Annotated in this window: 18 protein-coding genes and 1 pseudogene; 10 read left to right on the top strand and 9 right to left on the bottom strand. The window is 59.6% G+C overall.

The features are described 5' to 3' along the window. Positions 1–66: 66 nt before the first annotated feature. Positions 67–1,413, bottom strand: a complete 1,347-nt coding sequence (locus IEX53_RS15995; protein ID WP_188825187.1) for a four-carbon acid sugar kinase family protein — start codon at positions 1,411–1,413, stop codon at positions 67–69. Next, positions 1,414–2,670: a 3-oxo-isoapionate-4-phosphate decarboxylase OiaX gene (gene oiaX, locus IEX53_RS15990; protein ID WP_188825186.1), complete on the bottom strand. Its 1,257-nt coding sequence runs from the start codon at positions 2,668–2,670 to the stop codon at positions 1,414–1,416. Between the two features lie 188 nt (positions 2,671–2,858). Between oiaX and IEX53_RS15985 the strand changes: the two genes are divergently transcribed. After that, positions 2,859–3,566, top strand: a complete 708-nt coding sequence (locus IEX53_RS15985) for a transcriptional regulator NanR (protein WP_188825185.1) — start codon at positions 2,859–2,861, stop codon at positions 3,564–3,566. A gap of 115 nt (positions 3,567–3,681) precedes the next feature. On the opposite strand, the gene derI is transcribed toward IEX53_RS15985, so the two are convergent. The 7 genes from derI to IEX53_RS15950 all read right to left on the bottom strand — a co-directional run bounded on the left by derI (position 3,682) and on the right by IEX53_RS15950 (position 10,861). Further along, complete coding sequence (derI, locus tag IEX53_RS15980) at positions 3,682–4,143, bottom strand: D-erythrulose-4-phosphate isomerase (RefSeq protein WP_188825184.1); 462 nt, start codon at positions 4,141–4,143, stop codon at positions 3,682–3,684. A 10-nt stretch (positions 4,144–4,153) separates the two neighbouring features. Next, positions 4,154–4,924, bottom strand: coding sequence for a triose-phosphate isomerase (locus tag IEX53_RS15975; RefSeq protein WP_188825183.1), 771 nt, complete (start codon positions 4,922–4,924; stop codon positions 4,154–4,156). Continuing rightward, positions 4,921–5,697: a DeoR/GlpR family DNA-binding transcription regulator gene (locus IEX53_RS15970; protein ID WP_188825182.1), complete on the bottom strand. Its 777-nt coding sequence runs from the start codon at positions 5,695–5,697 to the stop codon at positions 4,921–4,923. The genes IEX53_RS15975 and IEX53_RS15970 overlap by 4 nt, the downstream gene beginning before the upstream one ends. Positions 5,698–5,784: 87 nt before the next feature. Further along, positions 5,785–6,723, bottom strand: coding sequence for a sugar-binding transcriptional regulator (locus IEX53_RS15965; RefSeq protein ID WP_188825181.1), 939 nt, complete (start codon positions 6,721–6,723; stop codon positions 5,785–5,787). A 41-nt stretch (positions 6,724–6,764) separates the two neighbouring features. Continuing rightward, positions 6,765–7,700: a sugar phosphate isomerase/epimerase family protein gene (locus IEX53_RS15960; RefSeq protein ID WP_188825180.1), complete on the bottom strand. Its 936-nt coding sequence runs from the start codon at positions 7,698–7,700 to the stop codon at positions 6,765–6,767. A gap of 29 nt (positions 7,701–7,729) precedes the next feature. Further along, positions 7,730–9,241 (bottom strand): glycerol-3-phosphate dehydrogenase, encoded by a 1,512-nt coding sequence (locus tag IEX53_RS15955; RefSeq protein WP_188825179.1) that lies wholly within the window; start codon positions 9,239–9,241, stop codon positions 7,730–7,732. A gap of 69 nt (positions 9,242–9,310) precedes the next feature. After that, entirely contained in the window at positions 9,311–10,861 is a 1,551-nt protein-coding gene (locus IEX53_RS15950) for an FGGY-family carbohydrate kinase (protein ID WP_188825178.1), read from the bottom strand. An 809-nt stretch (positions 10,862–11,670) separates the two neighbouring features. Between IEX53_RS15950 and IEX53_RS15945 the strand changes: the two genes are divergently transcribed. The 9 genes and pseudogenes from IEX53_RS15945 to IEX53_RS15905 all read left to right on the top strand — a co-directional run. Next, positions 11,671–12,321, top strand: coding sequence for a DUF2291 family protein (locus IEX53_RS15945; RefSeq protein WP_188825177.1), 651 nt, complete (start codon positions 11,671–11,673; stop codon positions 12,319–12,321). After that, on the top strand, positions 12,318–13,859 hold the full coding sequence (locus IEX53_RS15940; RefSeq protein WP_188825176.1) for a sugar ABC transporter ATP-binding protein: 1,542 nt from the start codon (positions 12,318–12,320) through the stop codon (positions 13,857–13,859). The genes IEX53_RS15945 and IEX53_RS15940 overlap by 4 nt, the downstream gene beginning before the upstream one ends. Positions 13,860–13,938: 79 nt before the next feature. Beyond that, positions 13,939–14,979, top strand: a complete 1,041-nt coding sequence (locus IEX53_RS15935) for an ABC transporter permease (protein WP_188825175.1) — start codon at positions 13,939–13,941, stop codon at positions 14,977–14,979. 119 nt (positions 14,980–15,098) lie between these two features. Next, entirely contained in the window at positions 15,099–16,046 is a 948-nt protein-coding gene (locus IEX53_RS15930) for a D-ribose ABC transporter substrate-binding protein (protein WP_188825174.1), read from the top strand. Between the two features lie 166 nt (positions 16,047–16,212). Beyond that, positions 16,213–17,010, top strand: coding sequence for a DeoR/GlpR family DNA-binding transcription regulator (locus IEX53_RS15925; RefSeq protein WP_188825271.1), 798 nt, complete (start codon positions 16,213–16,215; stop codon positions 17,008–17,010). Between the two features lie 57 nt (positions 17,011–17,067). Next, positions 17,068–18,606, top strand: a complete 1,539-nt coding sequence (locus tag IEX53_RS15920; protein ID WP_188825173.1) for an FGGY-family carbohydrate kinase — start codon at positions 17,068–17,070, stop codon at positions 18,604–18,606. Continuing rightward, positions 18,603–20,294 (top strand): glycerol-3-phosphate dehydrogenase/oxidase, encoded by a 1,692-nt coding sequence (locus IEX53_RS15915; protein WP_188825172.1) that lies wholly within the window; start codon positions 18,603–18,605, stop codon positions 20,292–20,294. The genes IEX53_RS15920 and IEX53_RS15915 overlap by 4 nt, the downstream gene beginning before the upstream one ends. 158 nt (positions 20,295–20,452) lie before the next feature. Then, on the top strand, positions 20,453–20,791 hold the full coding sequence (locus IEX53_RS15910) for a transposase (RefSeq protein WP_188825171.1): 339 nt from the start codon (positions 20,453–20,455) through the stop codon (positions 20,789–20,791). Positions 20,792–20,817: 26 nt separating this feature from the next. Continuing rightward, positions 20,818–21,118 (top strand): annotated as a pseudogene (locus IEX53_RS15905) (IS66 family transposase zinc-finger binding domain-containing protein); the annotation flags it as partial.

Raw genomic sequence — 21,118 nt, 5'->3', positions numbered from 1 at the left:
ATCGTATTTCCCTTCCCGTGTGTTTGTTAGCTTAACTGGTATAACCAGTCAATGAGCATTCCAGATTTAAGCGGCAATTCCGTCGCGAATCTGGGTGAAATAGCCGTCCGAGCCGACCTGGCCGCCCTTAAGCGCTACCTGCAGGCCATTGGTGGCGGGGTAAGCGCCGTGCGCGGTGCAAAGCGGAGAGCCTGGGGTTTGTGGCAGAGGCAGAAGCGTTGTCAGCGCATCGACATGCAATTCACGCAATGCGTGGCTGGATGTGTCTCCACCCGCAACGACCACACGCGTCAGCCCCTCGCGTTCAACCAGATTGCGGAGGATGTGGCCCAGAATGCGGCCAAGCCGGTGGCGGCTGCCTGCGATACGGTCAATTTCCGCACCGCGGTCCGCGGATGGGCCAAGCGCTGTGTTGAGAATGACGCTGTTGCCCTGCTGAAGCGCCTTCTGGCCCTCGGCAATGGCGTTCTCGATAGCTTGGCTGCCGTTCTCGCCGAGGAGACCGAGCGGATCGAGGTTGATGCCCGTAAAGCCCGATGCCGTTGCATGGCGGATCTGGCGTTCAGTGGTCGGCGATACGCTTCCCGAAACAACCGCGATACGGTCAGTTCTGCCGGGGAGCGGGAAATGCTTTTGAGCGCCGATCAGCCCCGCCTTCGCCCAGGCGACAAGAAGCGCATATTCCACGCCAGACGACCCGGCAACGAACCAGCCTGTCTCAGTCCGCAGGCGCCAGACCTGTTCGCCGGCCTGCGACTGACTTTCGTGGCTATCCACATCGAACAACAGGATACCGTCCGTACCCCTGGCGATTGCGCCGACGCGCTCATCGGCGTCGCTTGCCGCAAGCGTCGCGAGATCGGCGAGCGCGGTTTTGAGCGAGGTCTGTGCGGCCAGATGCAGGCGAAGGTCCGCTTCGCGCATGGGCGTAACCGGATGCCGGCTCATCACCGGATGCCGGTCGATGCGATAGACGTCGCCCTGATACGCGGCGAATAGATTGCCGAAAGACGTATAACGTTTGAGTTGCGGCGCTCCGACGATCAGCGGCACATAGGCTTGCTGGTAAACGGCTTTGCCGATTTCGATTGCCTTGCCGATATTTCCGACATGCGGCGCGGAATCGAAGGTCGAGCATACCTTGTAATGGCAGATCGCTGCGTCGAGGCTTCTCAGCCAGTTGAATGCCGGCGTGAGGTGTTCGTCCATCCATTCCGGCGTTTCGCTCCGGCTGGTTCCCGCTAGGCCGATGGCACTGCAATGCGAGAAGCGGCTGAGCAATGCGGTATCCGGCACGTTCATGAACAGAACCGTATCGACGCCATTGGACGCCAGAGCCTCCATCACATCGGTCGATCCGGTGAGGTCGTCCCCATAATAGGACAGCAGCAAGCGCTCGGCAGCCCGTGTCATTCATTCGCCTCCCTTGCCGAATTTGGCGAGCGACGCTGCAAGTTCGAGGTGGTCGAGCGCATAGGTTTCAAGCGGGATGCCGGCGACGGCTGCTTCCCACGCCTGTTGGACGGCGCGAACGCCGGCAGCAGGACCGCCCGGATGGCTGACAATGCCGCCGCCGCACAGATAAAGCAGGTCCGTCGTGCGGCCCGTGCGCTCATAGGTCTCGGGCGCTTGTCCGCCCCACTGGCCTGAACCCGCAACCGGAAGCGGACAGTCAGCAGGCGTAAACAGCGGCGTGCTGACAGCCTTGAACGAATTGACGAAACTTTCGTCCGGCTCCCAATATTTGACGCGAATGCCGTTGATCTGGAACTGGTCCACGCCGAGCAGGCGCCAGAACTGCTGGTATACGCGGAAATCCATGCCCGCACCCGGATTGCGGGTGAGGACGTCCCAGCCGTTGCGGTGCGCATGCAGCACGAGGCCGGAGCGCCTGCGCAGAAAGCTCATGCCGCCAAAACCGATGGAATTGATGTTGATGACGGCGCAATTGCCACCGGCTTTGAGCACCAGATCATGGTTGCGCATCATTTGATCCGGATCGGCATGTGAAATGCCGAAGGCATACATCACCTTCTTTCCAGTCTTCTGCTCATGATCGAGAATGCGCGGCATGATTGCCTTGACGCGCGCTTCCAGCGGCGAATAGGCCGGGCTCATCAGCTTTTCATCATCCTTGATGAAATCGACCCCGGATGCGATCAACTCACCCACAAGCTCCGCTGTTTCTTCCGGGCGCAGGCCAAGGGCGGGCTTGACGATGGTGCCGATGATCGGGCGCTTTTCGACACCGGTCAGGCGGCGGCTTCCGGCAATGCCGAATTGCGGGCCGGGATGCGCGCTGCGGAAAGCCTCAGGCAGCTTCATATCGATGACGCGGATCCCGGTCATGCCCTTGATCGAGTAAACGCCACCCACCGCAATCGTCATCAATGCAGCCAGATCGGTGCCGATGGCCTCGAGCGGAAAAGCGATGTCGACATCGGCGCGATTGATCGGGCCATGCCCGGGTTCAAGTTCGGGCCATGCGGGAGTAGTTGCGTCCTCCAGAGGGCGGATTTCCAGCACACGCGCTGCGACGCGTGCCTTCAGTTCTTCGGTTTCTCCGGGAACAGCGACAAAAGTGCCGGTCGACTGATCACTTGCGATCTTGGCAGCCATCTTTTCAATGCTGCCGGTGGTCTCGATGCGATAGGTCAGGCTGATGTGCATGGCGATTTCAAAACTATGCGTCCGTCGCGCCGCGATAATCGCTTAGCGTACATGCATTATCTGGTATAATGAGTATTCCAATCACGCAAGCGAAAAATGGTGAGGGAGCCTCGCTCGATGGGTAAACACCTTTTCTCGGGACAGCCGAAAAGGCATAAGGACACAAGGCACGTGAGTGGTGAGAAGCAATGACCCAACAATTCGAACCTATCGTCCGTCGCAAATTATCCGACGAAGTTTTTGACAGGCTCGAAAGCATGATCACGTCCGGCGAGTTGCAGCCGGGGGACGAAATGCCGTCCGAACGCGTGCTCATGGAACGTTTTGGCGTGGGACGCCCCGCGATTCGCGAGGCAATGCAATCGCTCGCCAAGATGGGACTGATCAGCATTTCTCACGGCGAGCGCGCGAAAGTTCTCCGGTTAACCGCCCGGTCGATTTTTCAACAGGTGGATCCGACAGCGAAAATCATGCTCGCCCAGTCGATGGACACGCTGGAGCACCTGAAGAGCGCGCGTATTTTCTTCGAAAGCGGTATCGTGCGCGAGGCCGTTCACAAGATATCCAGTCAGGACGTGACCGAGCTGAAGGAGATAATCGAGCGGCAGCGTAAATCGCTCGGTGATGCCGATGCCTTCATCGCTGCCGATATGGATTTCCACATCCGCATTGCCAAAATTTGCGGCAACCCGATCATGACTGCCGTCAGTGAGGCGATGCTGGCGTGGCTGAAGGAATACCACACGCATATGCTCATCTGGACCGGCAAGGAAAAATATACTCTGGTGGAGCATGAGGAAATATTGGATTGCCTTGCCGCCGCCGATGCAAACCGCTCCGAAGCCGCCATGCGTCGTCATTTGGAGCGTTCGCGCACGCTTTATAAAAAAGAATAGACCGCAGTTGGGACCGTACGACTCAATAACGGCAGCAGCTTCCTTCATATAGGTGAGTTCGCTGACTTGTCACCGAACTCACCTTGATCCGCGAAGGGATATCTAGCTAGGGCAGTCAGCCCTTCTTCGCATTGTACTTGGCATCGACCTCATTGATGGCGTTCACATTGCCTGCGGAACGGCCGTTCTCGTCGAAGGTCTGCGCGAGATAGGCATCCGCGATCGCCTTCGCGAGCTCCGGACCGATCACCCGGGCGCCCATCGTGATGATCTGCGCATTGTTGGACAGGGCCGCTCGCTCGGCGGAATAAGTGTCATGGGTCAGAGCTGCCCGGATGCCCGGGACTTTGTTCGCAGCGATAGAGACGCCAATGCCGGTACCACAAACAAGAATGGCGCGGTCATATTCTCCCGCCAGAACGGCGGATGCCACCCGGTCCGAGAGATTGGCGTAGTAGGTATCAGGACCTTGCGAGGTACGGGAAATTTCCGCGACCTCATGGCGATCCCTAAGGTAATCGGCGAGAATCTTGGCGAGTCCCTCGCCTGCGCTGTCTCCGGCAATTGCAAGTTTCATTTGCGTCTCCTCAGATGGTTGCGGCGCAGCGCGCCAGGATGTCGAGATAGCCTTCGACTTGCCAGGCCGAGCGGCCGATGAAGAGCCCGTCGATATGCGGGCAAGAGATGAGTTCCTGACAATTCTCGGGGTTAACCGAGCCGCCATAGAGGCAGGGAATCTTCCGCCTCATGATCTCCTCGGCAAAAGCGGCAATCTCCGCATGGCGGGCATCGGCATAATCGGCGGTGGCCGGGATGCCCTTTTCGCCGATGGCCCAGACCGGCTCATAGGCAAGAAGAACTTCCGCCTGCTTCTGCTCGCCTGCCAGACGCGACAAAGCCCCCCTCACCTGCCGGGCCAGCACCTCCGAGGCCCTGCCGCTTTCCCGGTCGTCAAGGGTCTCGCCGATGCAGATCAGCGGTATCAGGCCGTGGCGGACGGCGGCTTCCGTTTTCAGTCCAACCGTCTCGTCGGTTTCGCCAAAATATTCGCGGCGTTCGGAATGGCCGAGTTCGACGATATCGAGGCCGCAATCCCTCAGCATGAGGGGAGAAATCTCGCCGGTCCACGCGCCCTGGTCCGCCCAGTGCATATTCTGCGCGCCGACCTTGACGGATGTATCGCCCAAGGCCTCCTTTACCTGCCGCACCGCGGTGAAAGGCGGGATGACAAATTGCTGTATCCGGGGGTGCCGATTAGCGTCGGCCTCCTTCAAGCCCGCCGCAAAAGCCAAGGCCTCCGCCAGCGTCTTGTTCATCTTCCAGCTGGTGCCGACCCAATAGCGCCGTTCCTGGCTCAATTGTCTTCCTCCCGTCTCGCGATCTTGATTGTCGTACCGGCACGGACAAGCTCAGCGGAAATATCTTCCGGCAGCGGCTTGTCCGATATGATTGTGTTGAATTCGGAAAGCTCGCCCAGCACATGCAGCGCCGTGTGGCCAAAACGCCTGCTGTTGATGAGCAGGCAGGTCTGCCGGCTGGATTTCATCATCGCACGCTTCGTCCGCACGACATCTTCATCCATGTGATAGGCAAACCGGCCCGACGCCGCCGGCGTGGACACGAAGGCAATGTCCGCGCGCAGCCGTGACAGGGATTCTTCCGTCATAATTCCGAGATAAGCATTGAACTTCGGCGAATAGACGCCGCCGAGGGCAATCAAGCGGATGCCGCTTTCGCCCTTGACCCTTTCCATGATCGCCGCATTGTTCGTCATGATGGTCAGCGGGCGTTTTTCCAGAAGCAGTTCACCGAAGACCGCGGCCATCGACCCATCATTGACGATGACAGTCATCCCCGGCTCCACGAGATCGACCGCGACACGGACGATCGCCTGCTTGACTTCGGCCTCCTGCATCTGCCGGATGCGGAAATCGCTTTCGAATTGCGTACCGGCATCGATGGTCGCGCCGCCACGAATCTTGCGAAGGACGCCCGCAGATTCGAGATCGTCGAGATCCCGGTGAATGGTCATTTTCGATACCGCAAAGCGCTCGGCCAGGTTATCAAGGTCGACCGCCCGGTTTTCAACCAGAAGGTTTATGATTTCCTGCCTGCGTTCTTCGCGTTTCATTAACCAGCTTTCTACCGTGGGAGCGCTCGTTTTAGAAATAACACCGTACTTTAACAAAGTCACATAATTTTTGTGATTTCGATTGCCTTATCCGAGCAGCGCCGTGGCCGTCGCCTCATCCGTGATAAGACCGTGAAGCTTGTTGCTATGTAGAACAGCGTTGATCGCGGCAATCTTCATGGATCCGCCCGCAATCGCCACGAGCCGGTCTTTGCCGGTATCGGGGAGCGGCGCCGCCAATGTGCGAGCCGTGACGGAGGTCTGCAGGATCCGGCCTCTGTTGTCGAAAAAATGCCCCAACAGTTCGCCGACACCGCCTAGAGCGGCAATTTCCTCAATCTCCTGCTTTTCCAGCATCCCGGACTTGAAGAGATGCGCGTCGGCATCCACGGTACCGATACCGACGATCTTGAGATCGGCGCTGCTTGCCAGCTGAAAAATCTCCCGCACCCCCCGCTGGGCAAGGAAGACGTCCCTGTCCTCCTCGGAATTGGCGAAGAAGGGCACGGGCATGACATAGGCCTGCGTCCCGGTCTTCTCAGCCAGCCGATGCATGACATCGTGCGGATTGGCGGCGTAGTTGCGGGTGAGGCCACCCAAGAGGGAGACGAACGTCTTGCCGCTGGCCGATATGCGCGGCATCTGGCTTACCGCAGCGGAAAGGGTCCGGCCATGGCCGAAACCGATGACCTTGCTCTCTCCCATTTCGATCTCCTGCCTCAGGAAACGGCTGCCGGCATGGCTGAGCGTTGTGAGAGCGAGGCCATCGTCTCCGTCAATGTCAGGCGCGACCTCGCAGTAATCGAGGCCGAAACGCTGACACAGTCTCGTTTCCAGATCGGCGCATTCGGCAATCTCGCCGTCAATGCTCACCTTGACCACGCCTTCGGCAACAGCGCGCGCAATCAGCCGGTGGGCCTTCACGGATGGAATGCCGAGCCTTTTCGCCACGGCAGCTTGCGTCAACCCGCCGACATAATGCAGCCAGGCAGCCCTTACAGCCAGCGAGTTTTCATAATCCGACATGACGAATGCTACTGTCTCCGCGACTCCCGCCCCATAGGGCTTCAGCCGATATTAAGCTCCGATGCGCCGGTGTCGATATACGGCGCCCAGAATGCAATGCTTTCGGCAATCTGCGGAATGACCAGCCGGTCGTTCGGCTCCCGTTCCTTGAAGGACAATTCAAGGCAGATTTCATTATCCGCCGCACCGCCCTGGCGAAAAGCTTCAAGCAGCGGTTCGGGCTGTATCCGACCTTTGGCGTTGAACTCCGCGGTGAACGGACGGTGCCCACCCTTATCCATAAGGCTCTGCTTGATGTGGATGATCGGCGAGACAGGCGGCACCGCGCGCGCCCATGCATAGGGATCGTAATCATCAGGATTATCGGAGGTGACGTCGCCATGGTCGATATCGGCCATCATCCACATGGGGATAGCCATTTTCGCCGCGGCGATTCGATCCTGCAACGCCATGCAGGCCTCGATCGTCTCACCGAACTCACGCCCGATGCTCATCGGCTCCCAGAACACATAGGAGAGGCCCGCCGCACGGGCATGCTCGGCAACTTCAGCCCAGCAATCGATTGCTATGTCGATGAGCTCTTCCCGGCGAGCGGGATCGTCGTAATCGCGATAGGTGAAAATGGCGAACTGCGTGCCGACGGACGTGCCGCCAAGTTCCCCTGTGATATCGGAAAATGTCTTGAACCAGTCGACATAATAGCAGCGCACATCCCGGTCCGGGTGGCCGAAATGATTGAGGCGGCCATAGGGACCCGTCATGCCTGAGGTGATGCGGACACCCGTGCGCTGCAAGGCTCCCCTCATCTGGCGGATTAGCCGGCTGATTACCGGTGCGTGCCAGCTCGGATTGATGAATTCGTGGGTCAGCTGCAAGTCCCTGATCTTCAACTGCTGCGCGACCGTATCGATAAGATCGTCTGGGTCAGCGAAGCGGTTGACGAGCGGATTTGTGTTCAGCGACAGAGTGAGGGGCATATCTGGATCTCGATAAATTCGGGATGAAGTCACGCGGCGTTCGCCAATTCCGACCGGAACCACGCGGCAAAATCAGCCTTCTGCTGCGGCGTCATGCGCAGGCTCTCCTTGGTCCGCCGCCACACCACATCCTCAGCGGTCTGTGCCCATTCCTTTTTAACCAGATAACGAACCTCCGCCTCATAGAGATTGCCGCCGAAATGACGCCCAAGCCCATCCAGCGAGGCCGCATGGCCGATGATTTCACGCAACCGCGTTCCATAAAGCCGGCCATAATGATCGATGAGATGGCGCGGCATCCACGGATAATCCGCACGCAAGGTCTCGAAGAACGCTACGTAATCGGCGTTGGGGATATCGCCGCCCGGCAGTGTGGCCTTGGCTGTCCAGTCCCCTCCCATTTTCGGGAAATATTTCTCCAATTTTTGCAAAGCATGCTCGGAGAGCTTGCGGAATGTCGTGATCTTACCGCCGAACACGTTGAGTAGCGGCGCGCCATCCGTCTCGTCGAGATCGAAGACATAGTCCCGGGTGACGGCTGAAGGATTGCCCTGGCCATCGTCGAAAAGCGGGCGCACGCCGGAGAAGCTTTCGATCACATCGGACCGGCGCAGCTTCTCCTTGAAATAGCGATTAACCACCTTGATCAGATAATCGATTTCCGCCTCGTCGGCAGCGACCGTTTCAGGTGCCCCTTCATAGGGGATGTCGGTGGTGCCGATCAGGGCCTTGTCGCCCTCGTAAGGATTGATGAAGATCACACGCTTGTCGCTGTTCTGAACCAGATAGGCATTCTGCCCGCTCCAGAACTTCGGCACGATGATATGGCTTCCCTTGACGAGGCGTACCGAACGGCGGCTGTTGGCGCCGGCGATCCTGCCGATCACATCGTTGACCCAGGGACCGGCGGCGTTGACGACGGCGCGGGCGCGAATGCTGGTGACAGCGCCGCTATTGATGTCGCGAAGCTGCGCAATCCACATTCCCTTTTCGCGGCGAATGCTGGCGCACGCCGTGCGCGTCAATATCTTCGCGCCTTTTCCGGCGGCATCCATGGCGTTGAGGATAACGAGGCGGGCATCATCCACCCAGCAGTCGGAATATTCGAACGCCTTGGTATATTGATCCTCTATCGCGGCGCCCTCGGGATCGCGGCGCAGGTCGATGGTGCGGGTGCCGGGCAGCTTCTTGCGTCCGCCCAGATGGTCGTAAAGGAAAAGGCCGAGACGGACCAGCCATGCCGGGCGGTCATTCGGGCTGTGGGGCAAGACGAAGCGCATCGGCCAGATGATGTGGCTGGCGGAGTTCAGCAGCACTTCCCGCTCGATTAGCGCTTCGCGGACGAGGCGGAATTCATAATATTCGAGATATCTCAATCCGCCATGGACGAGCTTGCCGGAACGTGAAGAGGTGCCTTCGGCAAGATCGTCCTTCTCGCACATGAGGACCGACAATCCGCGCCCTGCGGCATCCCGGGCAATGCCGGCACCATTGATGCCTCCACCGATCACGAAGAGGTCGTATGTTTCGGGTTCCGTCATTCCTGCCAACTCCCTCGGCGCGCCGTAGACACGATCACTTCGCGCCGCATATTGCACACTCGGTTAACTTCAATGGCCCGCCAGGATGCTCCAGGCAGGGGTCACGCCCATTCGAATGGTCTGGTAGGCCGCGAAGAGCCGCTGCATCCGCTCTGTGGCCGCCTTGTCTGCGGTCTCCGCCTTTCCCAGATACGGCGCCACCCAATCGGCGATGCAATCGTCCATGTTCCGGTAGGCGCCAATGGCGACCGCCCCCATCATGGCCGCGCCCGCAGCGCCGGCCTCCTCCCGCGAACTGACGCGCACGGGCGCATCGAGAGCGGCGGCAAGCGTTTGGCGCAGGGCGTTGGAGCGGGCTGCGCCCCCGCTGATGCGGATTTCCGGCGGCAAGGTGCCCATTGCCGCGTAACAGTCGCGGGTCGCCATCCCCAGTCCTTCAATCACAGCGCGAACCAGATCGGGATAGCGATGCCGGCTGGAGAGCCCGCTGAAATTGGCGCGAGCCTCAGCATTGACGAAGGGGCCGCGCTCGCCCGCCTCGGATATATAAGGATGATAGACGATGTCGCCCGGGTTACTCGAGGCGAACCAATGATCCACCCGAGCGATGAGATTCTCCAGCGTCACCTCGATCCCGAAATCCGCCAACAGGTCTGCGCCCACCTGCAGCAACCAGTCGAGATTGATGGTTGCGCCCATATTCGTCTGCACCTGCGTCACGATGCCGGGGATCGGCAAGGCGATCACATAGCCCGTCTTCTCCTGGTTCAGGGTGACATCGGCAACCGCCTTGGCGCGCAAGTGGACTCCGGTGGAGCCGATGGCGGAACAGGCGGCATTTTGGCCACCGCTTCGCACCCCGGCACCAAGCGCCGTCATCACCATATCCACATAGCCAAGACATACGGGCGTACCCGCCGCCAGGCCGCAGGCCGACGCAGCTTCGGCGCTCAGCGGATGGGTCGTCTGCGTTCCCTCCAGAACATCGGGCAAGAGATTGCGCCGATGGCTGAGACCGAGAGCTTCGAGAACCACCGGATCATAATTACGGGTTCTGAAATTGCCGAAGGTGAAGCTCACTTCGGACGGATCGGTCGCCCGTACGCCCGTCAGGTTGAGATAAAGCCAGTCCTTGCAATGCATGGCGGCTTCGGCATGATCGAGCAATTCCGGATTATGGCGGTCCATATGCGCCATCTGGCTGCCCTGCTGGCATGTATTGAGGCCGGTTCCCGTCGCCTCGAAGCGGGCACGATCGGCTTCAAGCGCCGAAAGGCGCACCACTGTCGGCGCAGCGCGCGCATCGAGCCATAACCACGCATCGGCAACAGGCCGATTGTCCTTGCCCACCAGCCAGGTGCCGTCCCCCTGTCCGGTGACGGCAATGACCGCCACCCTTTGGGAAAGATGTTCGACTTTCTCGGAAAGGCCGCGCAGCGCCTTCACACAATCCGCCCATGTGCTGGAAAGCGACTGCGTCACCGAGCCATCGGCTTTGGCGCTATAGGTGTTACGGACGGTTGCGGACGCGATCTGCTGCCCGGCAAGCGTGAAGGCAACCGCCTTCATGACCGAAGTGCCTGCATCGATCCCGATGATGAGATCCTGCGTTTCAGCCATGACCAGCCTCGCGGTGCATCACATTTGCGCCCGACGGAGGCGCTAAACCGATCAAATCCATCTCACTCCTCCCTGCACAGCCGCACAAAGGCGCTTCAGGCATCCACTCCGCCCGGAATACGAACCACGCTGCAAAGCCGACAATGACCACTTAAGGCATATATACCACAAACATAACATAGGCTTTGTATTTTTTTTCTCTACAAGAATTTTTTTTCATATACAATAATCCGAGACGCTCACTCTCGCCGATAGCCGGAGTCCTCGTTGCCGGACAAAGCCTGCGCGTGCAACGACAAACCGAAAATATCCTGCCGCGCGGGGCCGCCCGTGCACGCTCGTGCTATTTGTGCAAATATATCAGAGACTTATCTAGAGACCATGTCTTGCCGCGCCCAATTATTTTGTGCTTTCAGAAGATGCACAGCACGCCGGATAAAGAAGGATTGAGGACGGATTGCGGCGTGAAGCTCCGATAAGATCGGAATCGTTTCACCCACAATGTGAAACATGACCCGTTGACAGCGCCCATAAACTTAACATACCAATTGCATTAATTAACACGACCATAACGCAGTGATCGTGGAGAGCGCTGGGCCGGGCGGAGTAGGGAGACCTCCACCGGGCATTTCGATGGGAGGAAATCGTGGCAAACACAATTTACCGCCATGAGGCGGAAGCCCGTAATCGGCTTTTCTGGTTGGAACCGCTGCTAGTTCATGCTCACGCCGCCACGGAAAACCGACGCTCCAATCCTTGACACCAGACAGACACCAGCGCTCCCTTCGGGGAATTGCCGAGGCACACCCATGACCGAACGCACCAGACGAAATACCGCCAAACCGTCGAAACGGCATATGTGGATATTAGGCGTAGCCGCTATTGCCTTGGTGGGCGCCATGGCCTTCAACACCAAAGTCGTCGTGATCGGCTCCCAGCATGACGTGCGTGAGCAGAAATTCTCTCCGGAAGCTTTCGGCGCGCAGGAATTCCCGAAAATCCAGGAAAGCGTCGAGAAGCGCGCTGTCGATGCCGTCGAGCTGGCAAAGGCAATCCAGTCGGACAAGCAGGCAGCCGGCCAGAAATACGGCGTGGCGACCTCCACCGGCCCGGTGCTTCCCGTGTCGTTCACCGGCGTTGCGGGCGAACGCAAATCCAACTTCAGCACCGTCGCGATTGAAGGCCTGCCGCCGGAGATCACCGTGCGCGTGCAGACCGGCCCGGCCCTGACGGGAACGGATTTGAGGGATTCGACCGGCGAAATTCATTTCGATCAGTTCACCAACCAGATCGAGTATCAGGACGCCGGCACGGCCATCAACAACCAGGTCAAGAAGACCGTTCTCGCAAACATCGATCCCAATGCCCTTTCCGGCAAGACGATCTCCGTGGTGGGGGTCTTCAAGCTGGTCAATCCCAAGAACTGGATCGTTACTCCGGTGAGGCTTGAGGTAAAATGAGCGGCAACCAACCCCCCGGACAGGCGGGCGAGGTCGTGCTCGCCGCGCGCAACATCGCGAAATCCTATGGCAATATCCACGCGCTGAAAGGCGTGAACTTCGAGATTCGCAGTGGTCAGGTAACCACGCTTTTCGGCGAGAACGGCGCGGGCAAATCCACGCTGATGAAAATCCTTTCCGGCGTCGTCAAACCAACATCGGGCGAGATCGTGCTCGATGGGCAGCCTGTCACCTTTTCCTCTTCCACGGATGCGCGGGAACGGGGCATTTCCATTATCCATCAGGAGCTTAGTCTCGCGCCGAACATGAATGTGCGCGACAACATCTTCATGGGACGCGAGATCCGGACGGCAACGGGCGTGGATTTCGCGGAAGAAGAGCGCCAGGCCCGCGCGCTGATGGCCGAGCTTGAGGAGGACATAGATCCGCTCACGCCGGTCGAAGAACTGCGTCTCGGGCAGCAGCAGATCGTCGAAATCGCGCGGGCGCTCTCCGTCAACTCGCGCATCCTTATCATGGACGAGCCGACCTCGGCGCTCAGCGCCTCTGAAGTCGAAGTGCTGTTCAAGGTCATCCGCGACCTCACGAGCAAAGGCGTGGCGATCGTCTACATCTCGCATCATCTCGAGGAGGCGCTGCAGATAACCAATCATGCCGTGGTGCTGCGCGACGGGACGATGACCGCCTATGCGGAGCGCAAGGACATTGATTTGGAATGGATCGTGCGCCATATGGTCGGCGAGAATTTCAATCTCGGCTCTCCTCCCACCGGCTATACCATCGGCGATGTCGCCCTATCCATCGATGGGTTGACGGTGCCTGATCCTACCGGGGCGGAGTATAATCTCGTTGACGATTTGAGCCTGTCTGTCCGTGAAGGCGAGATCGTCTGCATCTATGGCCTGATGGGCGCCGGACGGACGGAGTTGCTCGAAGCTGTCGCGGGCCGGCTTCCCCCTTCATCCGGGAAAGTGATCCTCAAGGGACGGGACGTAACAGGGCAATCCATTGCGCAATGCATTCGGGACGGCCTCGTTCTGGTGCCCGAAGACAGGCAGCGCGACGGGCTTGTCCAGACGATGACCGTTGGCCGCAATCTTTCGCTTGCAAGCATCGGGGCGATAACGCGCGCTTTCTTCACCTCCTTTGCCAGGGAAGCGCAGCTTGTCAGCGATGCTATCCAGCGGGTCCACATCAAGACCGACGGCGGCGCTGCTGCCATCGGCTCGCTGTCGGGCGGCAACCAGCAAAAGGTCGTCATCGGCAAGATGCTCGCGACCGATCCGGAGGTGATTTTGCTCGACGAACCCAGCCGCGGCATCGACATTGGGGCCAAGGCCGAAGTCTTCAAGCTGCTCGCCGAGCGCGCCAGGCAAGGACTTGCCGTCATCTACACGACATCCGAAGTCGGCGAATGCCTGAGCATCGCTCATCGCATCGTCGTCATGCGCCGCGGGCGCATTTCAGCCGAGTTCGGCCCGAACGTCACCAAAGAACAAATCATGGCTGCCTCGGGTGAGGCTGTAGTCACGCACTAAAGCATGTCTCCCAAAAGTGGGAATCGGTTTTGGGATAAAGACATGCGTAAAAACAAGCGCCAGTGAAGGAGCGCCGGAAATGTCGGTCACCACTTCCGTGGAAACAAGCAAACCCAGTGCGAAGGGTAAGCGCAAGAAGAGTCTGGTAGAGCTGCTGTTCGAAGGCCGCGCCTTCTTCGCGCTGATCGCCATCATTGTCGTCTTCTCGTCGATGTCGCCGAACTACTTCACCGTCAACAATTTCCTGATTATGGCATCCCATGTCGCCATTTTCGGGCTGTTGGCGATCGGGATGCTGCTGGTCATCCTCAATGGCGGCATTGACCTGTCGGTCGGCTCCACCCTGGGGTTAGCCGGTGTCGTGGCCGGGTTTCTCATGCAGGGCGTCACCCTGCCCCATTTCGGCGTCATCCTCTATCCGCCGGTCTGGGTGGTCGTAATTCTGACCTGCCTGCTCGGCGCTGTTGTCGGCGCGGTCAATGGCGTGCTCATCGCCTATTTGCGCGTTCCCGCATTCGTCGCGACGCTCGGGGTCCTCTATGTCGCCCGCGGTATTGCACTGCTGATGACCAACGGCCTTACCTACAACAATCTGAGCGGGCGCCCGGAACTTGGCAATACCGGTTTCGACTGGCTCGGCTTCAATCGCCTTGCCGGCGTCCCCATCGGCGTGCTGGTGCTTGCGATTTTCGCCATCGCGTGCGGCATTCTTCTCTCCCGCACCGCCTTCGGCCGCTGGCTGTATTCTTCGGGCGGCAATGAGCGCGCGGCCGAACTCTCCGGCGTGCCCGTCAAGCGTGTAAAAATCGCCGTCTATATGCTTTCGGGCATCTGCGCGGCGGTCGCCGGTCTCGTGTTGTCGTCGCAGCTCACCTCGGCGGGCCCGACAGCCGGCACGACATATGAGCTGACGGCCATTGCGGCGGTCGTGATTGGCGGCGCGGCTCTTACGGGCGGGCGCGGCACTGTCATCGGCACCATGCTCGGCGCGTTCGTGATCGGCTTTCTCTCCGACGGCCTCGTGATCATCGGCGTCTCCGCCTATTGGCAGACCGTCTTCACCGGCGCAGTGATCGTCATGGCCGTGCTTCTCAACAGCATCAAATACGGCCGCCGCTGATCATGTGGCGGCGAACCCAAGCTCTTCCGCGGGAGGCAAGGAGGCGACTTAAGGGACTGATCGCGGGGAACAATGCCGGAAACCGGCGCAACCTCAACTCATTGAAAGGGAGTGAGACTATGTTCAACAAAGGCAAGCGCATACTTCTGGCGGCAATCGCCGCCGTCCCATTGCTCACCAGCGCAGCCTGGGCTGATGGGCTGATGACGATCATCGTCAATGATCCGTCCAACCCGTACTGGTACACGGAAGGCCAGGTCGCCAAGGCAACGGCCGAAAAGCTCGGCTACAAGGCCGTCGTCAGCGCACACAAAGGCGACACAAACACGGAAAGCAACCTGATCGATACGGCGATCACTAACAAGTCCGCCGCGATCATTCTTGACCCGGCCAACGCCGATGGCTCGATCGGCGCGGTCAAAAAGGCGGTAGCAGCCGGTATTCCGGTTTTCCTGGTCAATGCAGAAATCAACCAGGAAGGCCTCGCCAAGGCGCAACTCGTGTCGAATAATGCGCAGGGCGCGGCGCTCGGCGCACAGAAGTGGGTGGAAGTCGTAGGCGAGAAGGGCAAATATGCCGAACTCTTCGGCAGCCCCTCCGACAATAATGCGGCCACCCGCTCGAACGGCTACGAGAGCATACTGACGCAATATCCCGACCTCGAGAAGGTTGCCAAGGAAGTGGCGAACTGGGACCGCACCCAGGGGCACGACAAGATGCAGTCCATGCTGCAGGCGCACCCCGACATCATCGGAGTGATCAGCGGCAATGACGAAATGGCTCTCGGTGCAATCGCCGCGCTGAAGGAAGCCGGCAAGCTCAACCAGGTCAAGGTCGGCGGGTTTGACGGTTCGCCCGACGCCGTCGCGGCGATCAAGGCCGGAGAACTTCAGTATACCGTGCTTCAGCCCGTGGCGGTGTTCTCGGAAGCCGCCGTCAAGCAGGCGGACAACTTCCTCAAGACCGGCAAAACCGGTGTGGACCGCGAAAAGCAGCTGTTCGATTGCATCCTGATCACCAAGGATAATGTCGACAAGTACACCGCTCCGTTCGTTATGAGCAAATAATGCGGGTAACCAGGAGGCGTAATCCTGCGCCTCCTGGTTGCCGGATTGGCGATTGAGACCTTTGCGCCGCTGCGAGATACCGGTTACGAAGCCCGACAGGCAGATTTTCGTGGAGAGGGCGATCGTGAAAGAGCAAGTCGACGTCAAAGAAATGCTGTCGGACGAAATGCCAAGCGACAGCAGGCATGCAAGGCAGTTGACCCGGCGTCAGCTGATTGCCGAGACGGTAATTGCCGAAGGGTCGATCCGAATAGAAGACCTGACTGAGCGCTTCGGCGTCAGCCTCATGACAGCCCATCGCGATGTCGATGACCTGGTGAGCCGCGGCATCATCCGCAAAACCCGCGGCATCGTCACGGCCACCCCTACCAGCCTCATCGAATCGAGCGATCTCTACCGCGCCACCCGGCAGGCCAACGAGAAAAAATCGATTGCGCAGACCGCGGTGCGGTTTGTCGAGACCGGGCAGGCATTAATCCTCGATGATTCCACCACCGTCCAGCAGATGACGGCTTTGCTGCCTTCAAAGGTTCCTCTTACGGTCATCACGAATTCGCTGATCCTTATCAACGAACTCAAGGGTATCCGTGACCTCAACCTGATCAGTCTCGGCGGACAGTTCTATAATTGGTGCAATGCCTTCATGGGTCATATCACCATCAACGAAGTTCGCCGCCTGCGCGCGGACACGGTTTTCCTGTCTCTGGCGGCGATCATCGACGATATCGCCTTTCACCAATCTCCGGAAACCATCGAGACGAAGCGGGCCATGTTCGAGTCCGCGGCGAAGCGGATCCTGCTTGCCGATCACACCAAGTTCGAACGCCGCGCGCTGCACCGGTTTGCCGCGCTCGAGGAGTTTGACGCCGTCATCGTCGACGAGGACACGCCTATCGAGCATCTGTCCCGGATGCGCTCGAAGGGGATCAATGTGGTCGTCGCGGGCGGCAAGCAGCCGGACTGACCCGATAGTCGGCGCATAAGCCGACGGATGCCCGGTTCCAAAACACAGGAAGATAGAATGGCGAGCATTCTCGGCATAGACAGCGGCTTGACGGTCACCAAGGCGGTCATTTTCGATATTGACGGGCGCGTCCTCTCGGTTGCCCGCCGCCGCATTCCGCAGATCATTCCCCGGCCGCGCCATGTGGAGCGCGACATGGAGCTCATGTGGAGGGCGACAGCCGAAGCGATCCGGGAAGCGGTGGACGCGATGGGACGGCCCGCAGACGACATCATTGCAATCGCCGCAACCGCCCATGGCGACGGCATCTATCTTCTCGACCGGGAAAGCCAGCCGCTCGGGCCGGCAATCCTGTCGCTGGATACCAGGGCTGTCGATGTCGCGGACCGGTGGAATAGCGGCGGCGTCGCCGGCTATTCCCTTTCCCTGACCGGACAACGCCCCCATGCTTCCGCCCCTTCGGCGATCATTCGCTGGATCAAGGACAATGAGCCGGACCGTTTTGCAGGCATAGCCCATTTCATGGCGGCCAAGGACTGGCTACGCTATCGCCTTTGCGGAACCATCGGCACCGACCGCACCGAAGCGAGCACCTCTTTCACCGATGTCCGGTCGCAGGACTATAGCGAGGCAGCCTTTGGGCTCTTCGGCCTGGAAGCGTTGTGGGACAAACGCCCTCCTATCGCATCGTCGGTGGACGTCGTCGGTCACGTGACGGCTTCGACGGCGCAGGAGACAGGGCTCATCGCGGGCACTCCGGTCGTCGCGGGACTGCATGACGTCACCGCTTCCGCCCTGGGTATCGGTGGTTACGGCGAAGGCGTAGTGGCTGTTGTCGCCGGAACATATTCGATCAACGAGACGGTTTCGAACAAGCCTGAAATCGATGCCCGCTGGTTCTGCCGGAACGGGATTTTGCCCGGTGAGTGGAACAATATGTCCATATCCCCGGCCTCCACCGCCAATTATGACTGGTTCATCGAGCGGCTCTGCGCGCAGGAGGCAAAGGCCGCCGAAGAGGCTGGCGAAAGCATCCATGCGCTGATGGCACAGGAACTCGCAGCCTTGGCGGACAAAGCGTCCAGCGTCATCTTCCATCCCTACCTGTTCGGCTCGCCATTCGCGGGCGCGTCGAGCGCCGGGCTCTTCGGCCTCAGCGCGTGGCATGATCGAGGCGATATCGTCAGGGCCATCATCGAGGGCATCGCCTTCAATCACCGGATTCATGTCGATGCATTGCGCGATGGTTTCTCGCCCAAAACGGCCCGGCTGACCGGTGGCATTTCCAGAAATCCTAGGGTTGCCGGTCTTTTTGCCGATGTGCTGGGAATGCCGGTCGCGGCTACGAAAACCGAGGAGGCAGCGGCTTGGGGTGCGGCGCTGTGCGCCGGCGCGGGCATCGGCGTTTATGCCACGCCTACGGACGATCCCCGGGATATCAGCGAAATCGAAACGGTTTACCAACCCGACCCGGAGCGCCGCGCAGCTTTTGAAGCGAAATACCAGGTGTTTCTTGAACTGACGGAAGCGATGAAGCCTGTCTGGCCGAAGCTTCAGAAGCTGGCGTCGCCTGCCGCCTATGGAATGAAATCATGACCGATCAGATTGCGCAAAGCGCGGACGCCGATTTCTCCGGCGATTATGACGTGGTGATCATCGGTGCCGGCATCAATGGCGCCGGTCTTTTCCGGGAGCTCTGCCTGCAAGGCGTCAAATGCCTTGTTGTCGACAAAGCGGATTTCGGCTCCGGAACCAGCGCCGCGCCGTCCCGGCTGATCCATGGCGGGATCAAATATATCGAAACCGGCGAGCTGGGGCTCGTTGCCCAATCGACACTCGAACGTAACCTGCTCCTGCGCAATGCGCCCCATTGTGTAGAGCCTCTTCCGACGTTCCTCCCATCTTTCTCCTATGCCAAGGGCGCGCTCGCGGCACTGCGCACCCTCGCCGGATCGACCACCGCGCCCCGCAGCCGTGGCGCGCTCCTCATAAAGGTCGGCCTCTGGCTCTATGATGTCTACGGCGCGCGCCACCGTGTCATGCCGAAGCATCGGTTCCTGTTCCGCAAGGCCGCGCTCAAGGAGATGCCGGAAATAACACCGCGCATCGTTGCAGGCGGTATCTATTATGACGCCAGGATCACCCGGCCCGAGCGGCTGGTCTGGGAACTCATTAGCGACGGGCTGCAAGCAAGCCCCGAGTCCCACGCCCGGAACTATACCGAACTCGAAAGCCGCGATGGCGGCGTGCTCACCTTCAAGGACGATCAGGGCCGCCGCTTTACCGCCCGGCCAAAGATCGTCGTCAATGCCGGTGGCCCCTGGATCGACAGGATCAACGCCAGCCTTGGCGAGCCGACAAAGCTGATTGGCGGGACGAAGGGCTCGCATATCCTCCTCAGGCATCCCGATCTGGCCGAGAGCCTGAAAGGAAGGATGATCTATTTCGAAGCAGACGATGGCCGCATCTGCCTAGTTTACGAATATCTGGGCCTCGCCCTCGTCGGCTCCACCGATATCAAGGCGAATGATCCAGACGACATCAAATGCGAGGAAAACGAAGTCGATTATTTCCTCGCAAGCTTGAAATCGCTGCTGCCGCGCATGCATTTTGATCGCAGTCAGATCGTCTATACCTATAGCGGCATCCGCCCCCTGCCGGCATCCGATGCCACCCAGCCCGGGCTAATCAGCCGGGATCATTCCGCTCCCATTCTCCCTCCAACGGTAGAGCGGCCTTTTTCCATCGTCTCCCTCGTTGGCGGCAAATGGACGACCTTTCGCGGATTTGCGGAAGAAGTCGCCGATACGCTCCTCAAACAGCTCGACGCGCCGCGCCGCCAAAGCACGCAGATGCAACCGATTGGAGGCGGACGCGCATTCCCGACAGATGAAACAAGCCGAAAGAACTGGATCGAGACACAGAGTAACACCAGCGGATTAAGTGCGGAATTCGTCGACCGGCTGCTGGCGCGCTATGGAACGACGACCGAGCGCGTTCTGGCTCACATCCGGAATTTCAAAGGCGAAGCGTCGCTTGAGCATGTCCCCGGCTACACCAAGGGCGAGATCGACTGGATTGCGCGATCGGAGATGATCACCCATCTCCCCGATATCGCGATGCGCCGGACAACGATGGCAATCGAAGGGCTTTTATCGCGATCCGGTTTGGAAGAAATTGCAGCAATAACCGGAGCCGCTCTGGGCTGGACCGACGAAAAACGCCGGCAGGAGATCGAGATGACGGTCTCCTTGCTTGAAGCCCGTCATGGGTTGAGTTTCTAGTGGATTTCACTTTTAAACGGAGGGCCAACCCCTCATCCGTCCGCGCTGTCGCGCGGCCACCTTCTCCCACAAGGGAAGAAGGACGGTGCTTTGCATCGTATGCCTCCGCTGGGGGCCGTCTGGCTCAATTTGTAGAGCATGGCTTAAGGTCATGCCTTATGACATGGTCTCGCGTTGTTACCGCTATTGATGTTCTTCCGTCTGGTGGCGAAGGCCGCCGGCGGGATTGGACGGATGAAGAGAAGATCCGGATCGTCGAGGAAAGTCTGCAAGGCTTCCATCAGGGCTGCGCGACGGCGCGGCGTTACGGGCTGTCGCGGTCGCTACTGACGCGCTGGCGCAAGGAATACCGGAGCGGCATCTTTGTCGCCGCGGCGCAGCAAGGCTTCGTGCCGGTTTCGGTTTCGTCCGAGGCGGTCGAAGCTTGCATGCCGGCCCCGCTGCCTCAGGCGTCGACATGCATATCGAGATCGCGCTTGCCAATGGCCGCCGGGTGACGATCCCGGCGACGCTCGACCCCGGCGTCGAGGCGCCAGTGGCCTGCGGCTGCTGCGGTTCGGCCCGCATAAGCAAGATGGGTGAAGATATCACCGAGACGCTGGAGGTGATCCCGCGCCGGTGGAAGGTGATCCAGACGGTGCGCGAGAAGTTCACCCGCCGCGATTGCGAGACGATCTCGCAGCCGCCGGCGCCGTTTCATGCCACGCCGCGCGGATGGGCCGGACCGAACCTCTTGGCCACCATTCTGTTCGAGAAGTTCGTCGACCGTGAAGAATCTCAATTCTACGCGGCGGCTGATTTTGTGCCGATGGGCAGCGCAGCCA

The organism is Paramesorhizobium endophyticum (genome assembly GCF_014640615.1).
GTDB lineage: Bacteria > Pseudomonadota > Alphaproteobacteria > Rhizobiales > Rhizobiaceae > Paramesorhizobium > Paramesorhizobium endophyticum.
Note: the sequence above shows the minus strand (reverse complement) of the source record. Positions and strands in the feature narration are given on the sequence as shown.

Coding starts and splice junctions, on each gene's coding strand:
- IEX53_RS15995 (WP_188825187.1), bottom strand. CDS start 1,413: ATGACACGGGCTGCCGAGCGCTTGCTGCTGTCCTATTATGGGGACGAC.
- oiaX (WP_188825186.1), bottom strand. CDS start 2,670: ATGCACATCAGCCTGACCTATCGCATCGAGACCACCGGCAGCATTGAA.
- IEX53_RS15985 (WP_188825185.1), top strand. CDS start 2,859: ATGACCCAACAATTCGAACCTATCGTCCGTCGCAAATTATCCGACGAA.
- derI (WP_188825184.1), bottom strand. CDS start 4,143: ATGAAACTTGCAATTGCCGGAGACAGCGCAGGCGAGGGACTCGCCAAG.
- IEX53_RS15970 (WP_188825182.1), bottom strand. CDS start 5,697: ATGAAACGCGAAGAACGCAGGCAGGAAATCATAAACCTTCTGGTTGAA.
- IEX53_RS15965 (WP_188825181.1), bottom strand. CDS start 6,723: ATGTCGGATTATGAAAACTCGCTGGCTGTAAGGGCTGCCTGGCTGCAT.
- IEX53_RS15960 (WP_188825180.1), bottom strand. CDS start 7,700: ATGCCCCTCACTCTGTCGCTGAACACAAATCCGCTCGTCAACCGCTTC.
- IEX53_RS15955 (WP_188825179.1), bottom strand. CDS start 9,241: ATGACGGAACCCGAAACATACGACCTCTTCGTGATCGGTGGAGGCATC.
- IEX53_RS15950 (WP_188825178.1), bottom strand. CDS start 10,861: ATGGCTGAAACGCAGGATCTCATCATCGGGATCGATGCAGGCACTTCG.
- IEX53_RS15945 (WP_188825177.1), top strand. CDS start 11,671: ATGACCGAACGCACCAGACGAAATACCGCCAAACCGTCGAAACGGCAT.
- IEX53_RS15940 (WP_188825176.1), top strand. CDS start 12,318: ATGAGCGGCAACCAACCCCCCGGACAGGCGGGCGAGGTCGTGCTCGCC.
- IEX53_RS15935 (WP_188825175.1), top strand. CDS start 13,939: ATGTCGGTCACCACTTCCGTGGAAACAAGCAAACCCAGTGCGAAGGGT.
- IEX53_RS15930 (WP_188825174.1), top strand. CDS start 15,099: ATGTTCAACAAAGGCAAGCGCATACTTCTGGCGGCAATCGCCGCCGTC.
- IEX53_RS15925 (WP_188825271.1), top strand. CDS start 16,213: ATGCCAAGCGACAGCAGGCATGCAAGGCAGTTGACCCGGCGTCAGCTG.
- IEX53_RS15920 (WP_188825173.1), top strand. CDS start 17,068: ATGGCGAGCATTCTCGGCATAGACAGCGGCTTGACGGTCACCAAGGCG.
- IEX53_RS15915 (WP_188825172.1), top strand. CDS start 18,603: ATGACCGATCAGATTGCGCAAAGCGCGGACGCCGATTTCTCCGGCGAT.
- IEX53_RS15910 (WP_188825171.1), top strand. CDS start 20,453: ATGACATGGTCTCGCGTTGTTACCGCTATTGATGTTCTTCCGTCTGGT.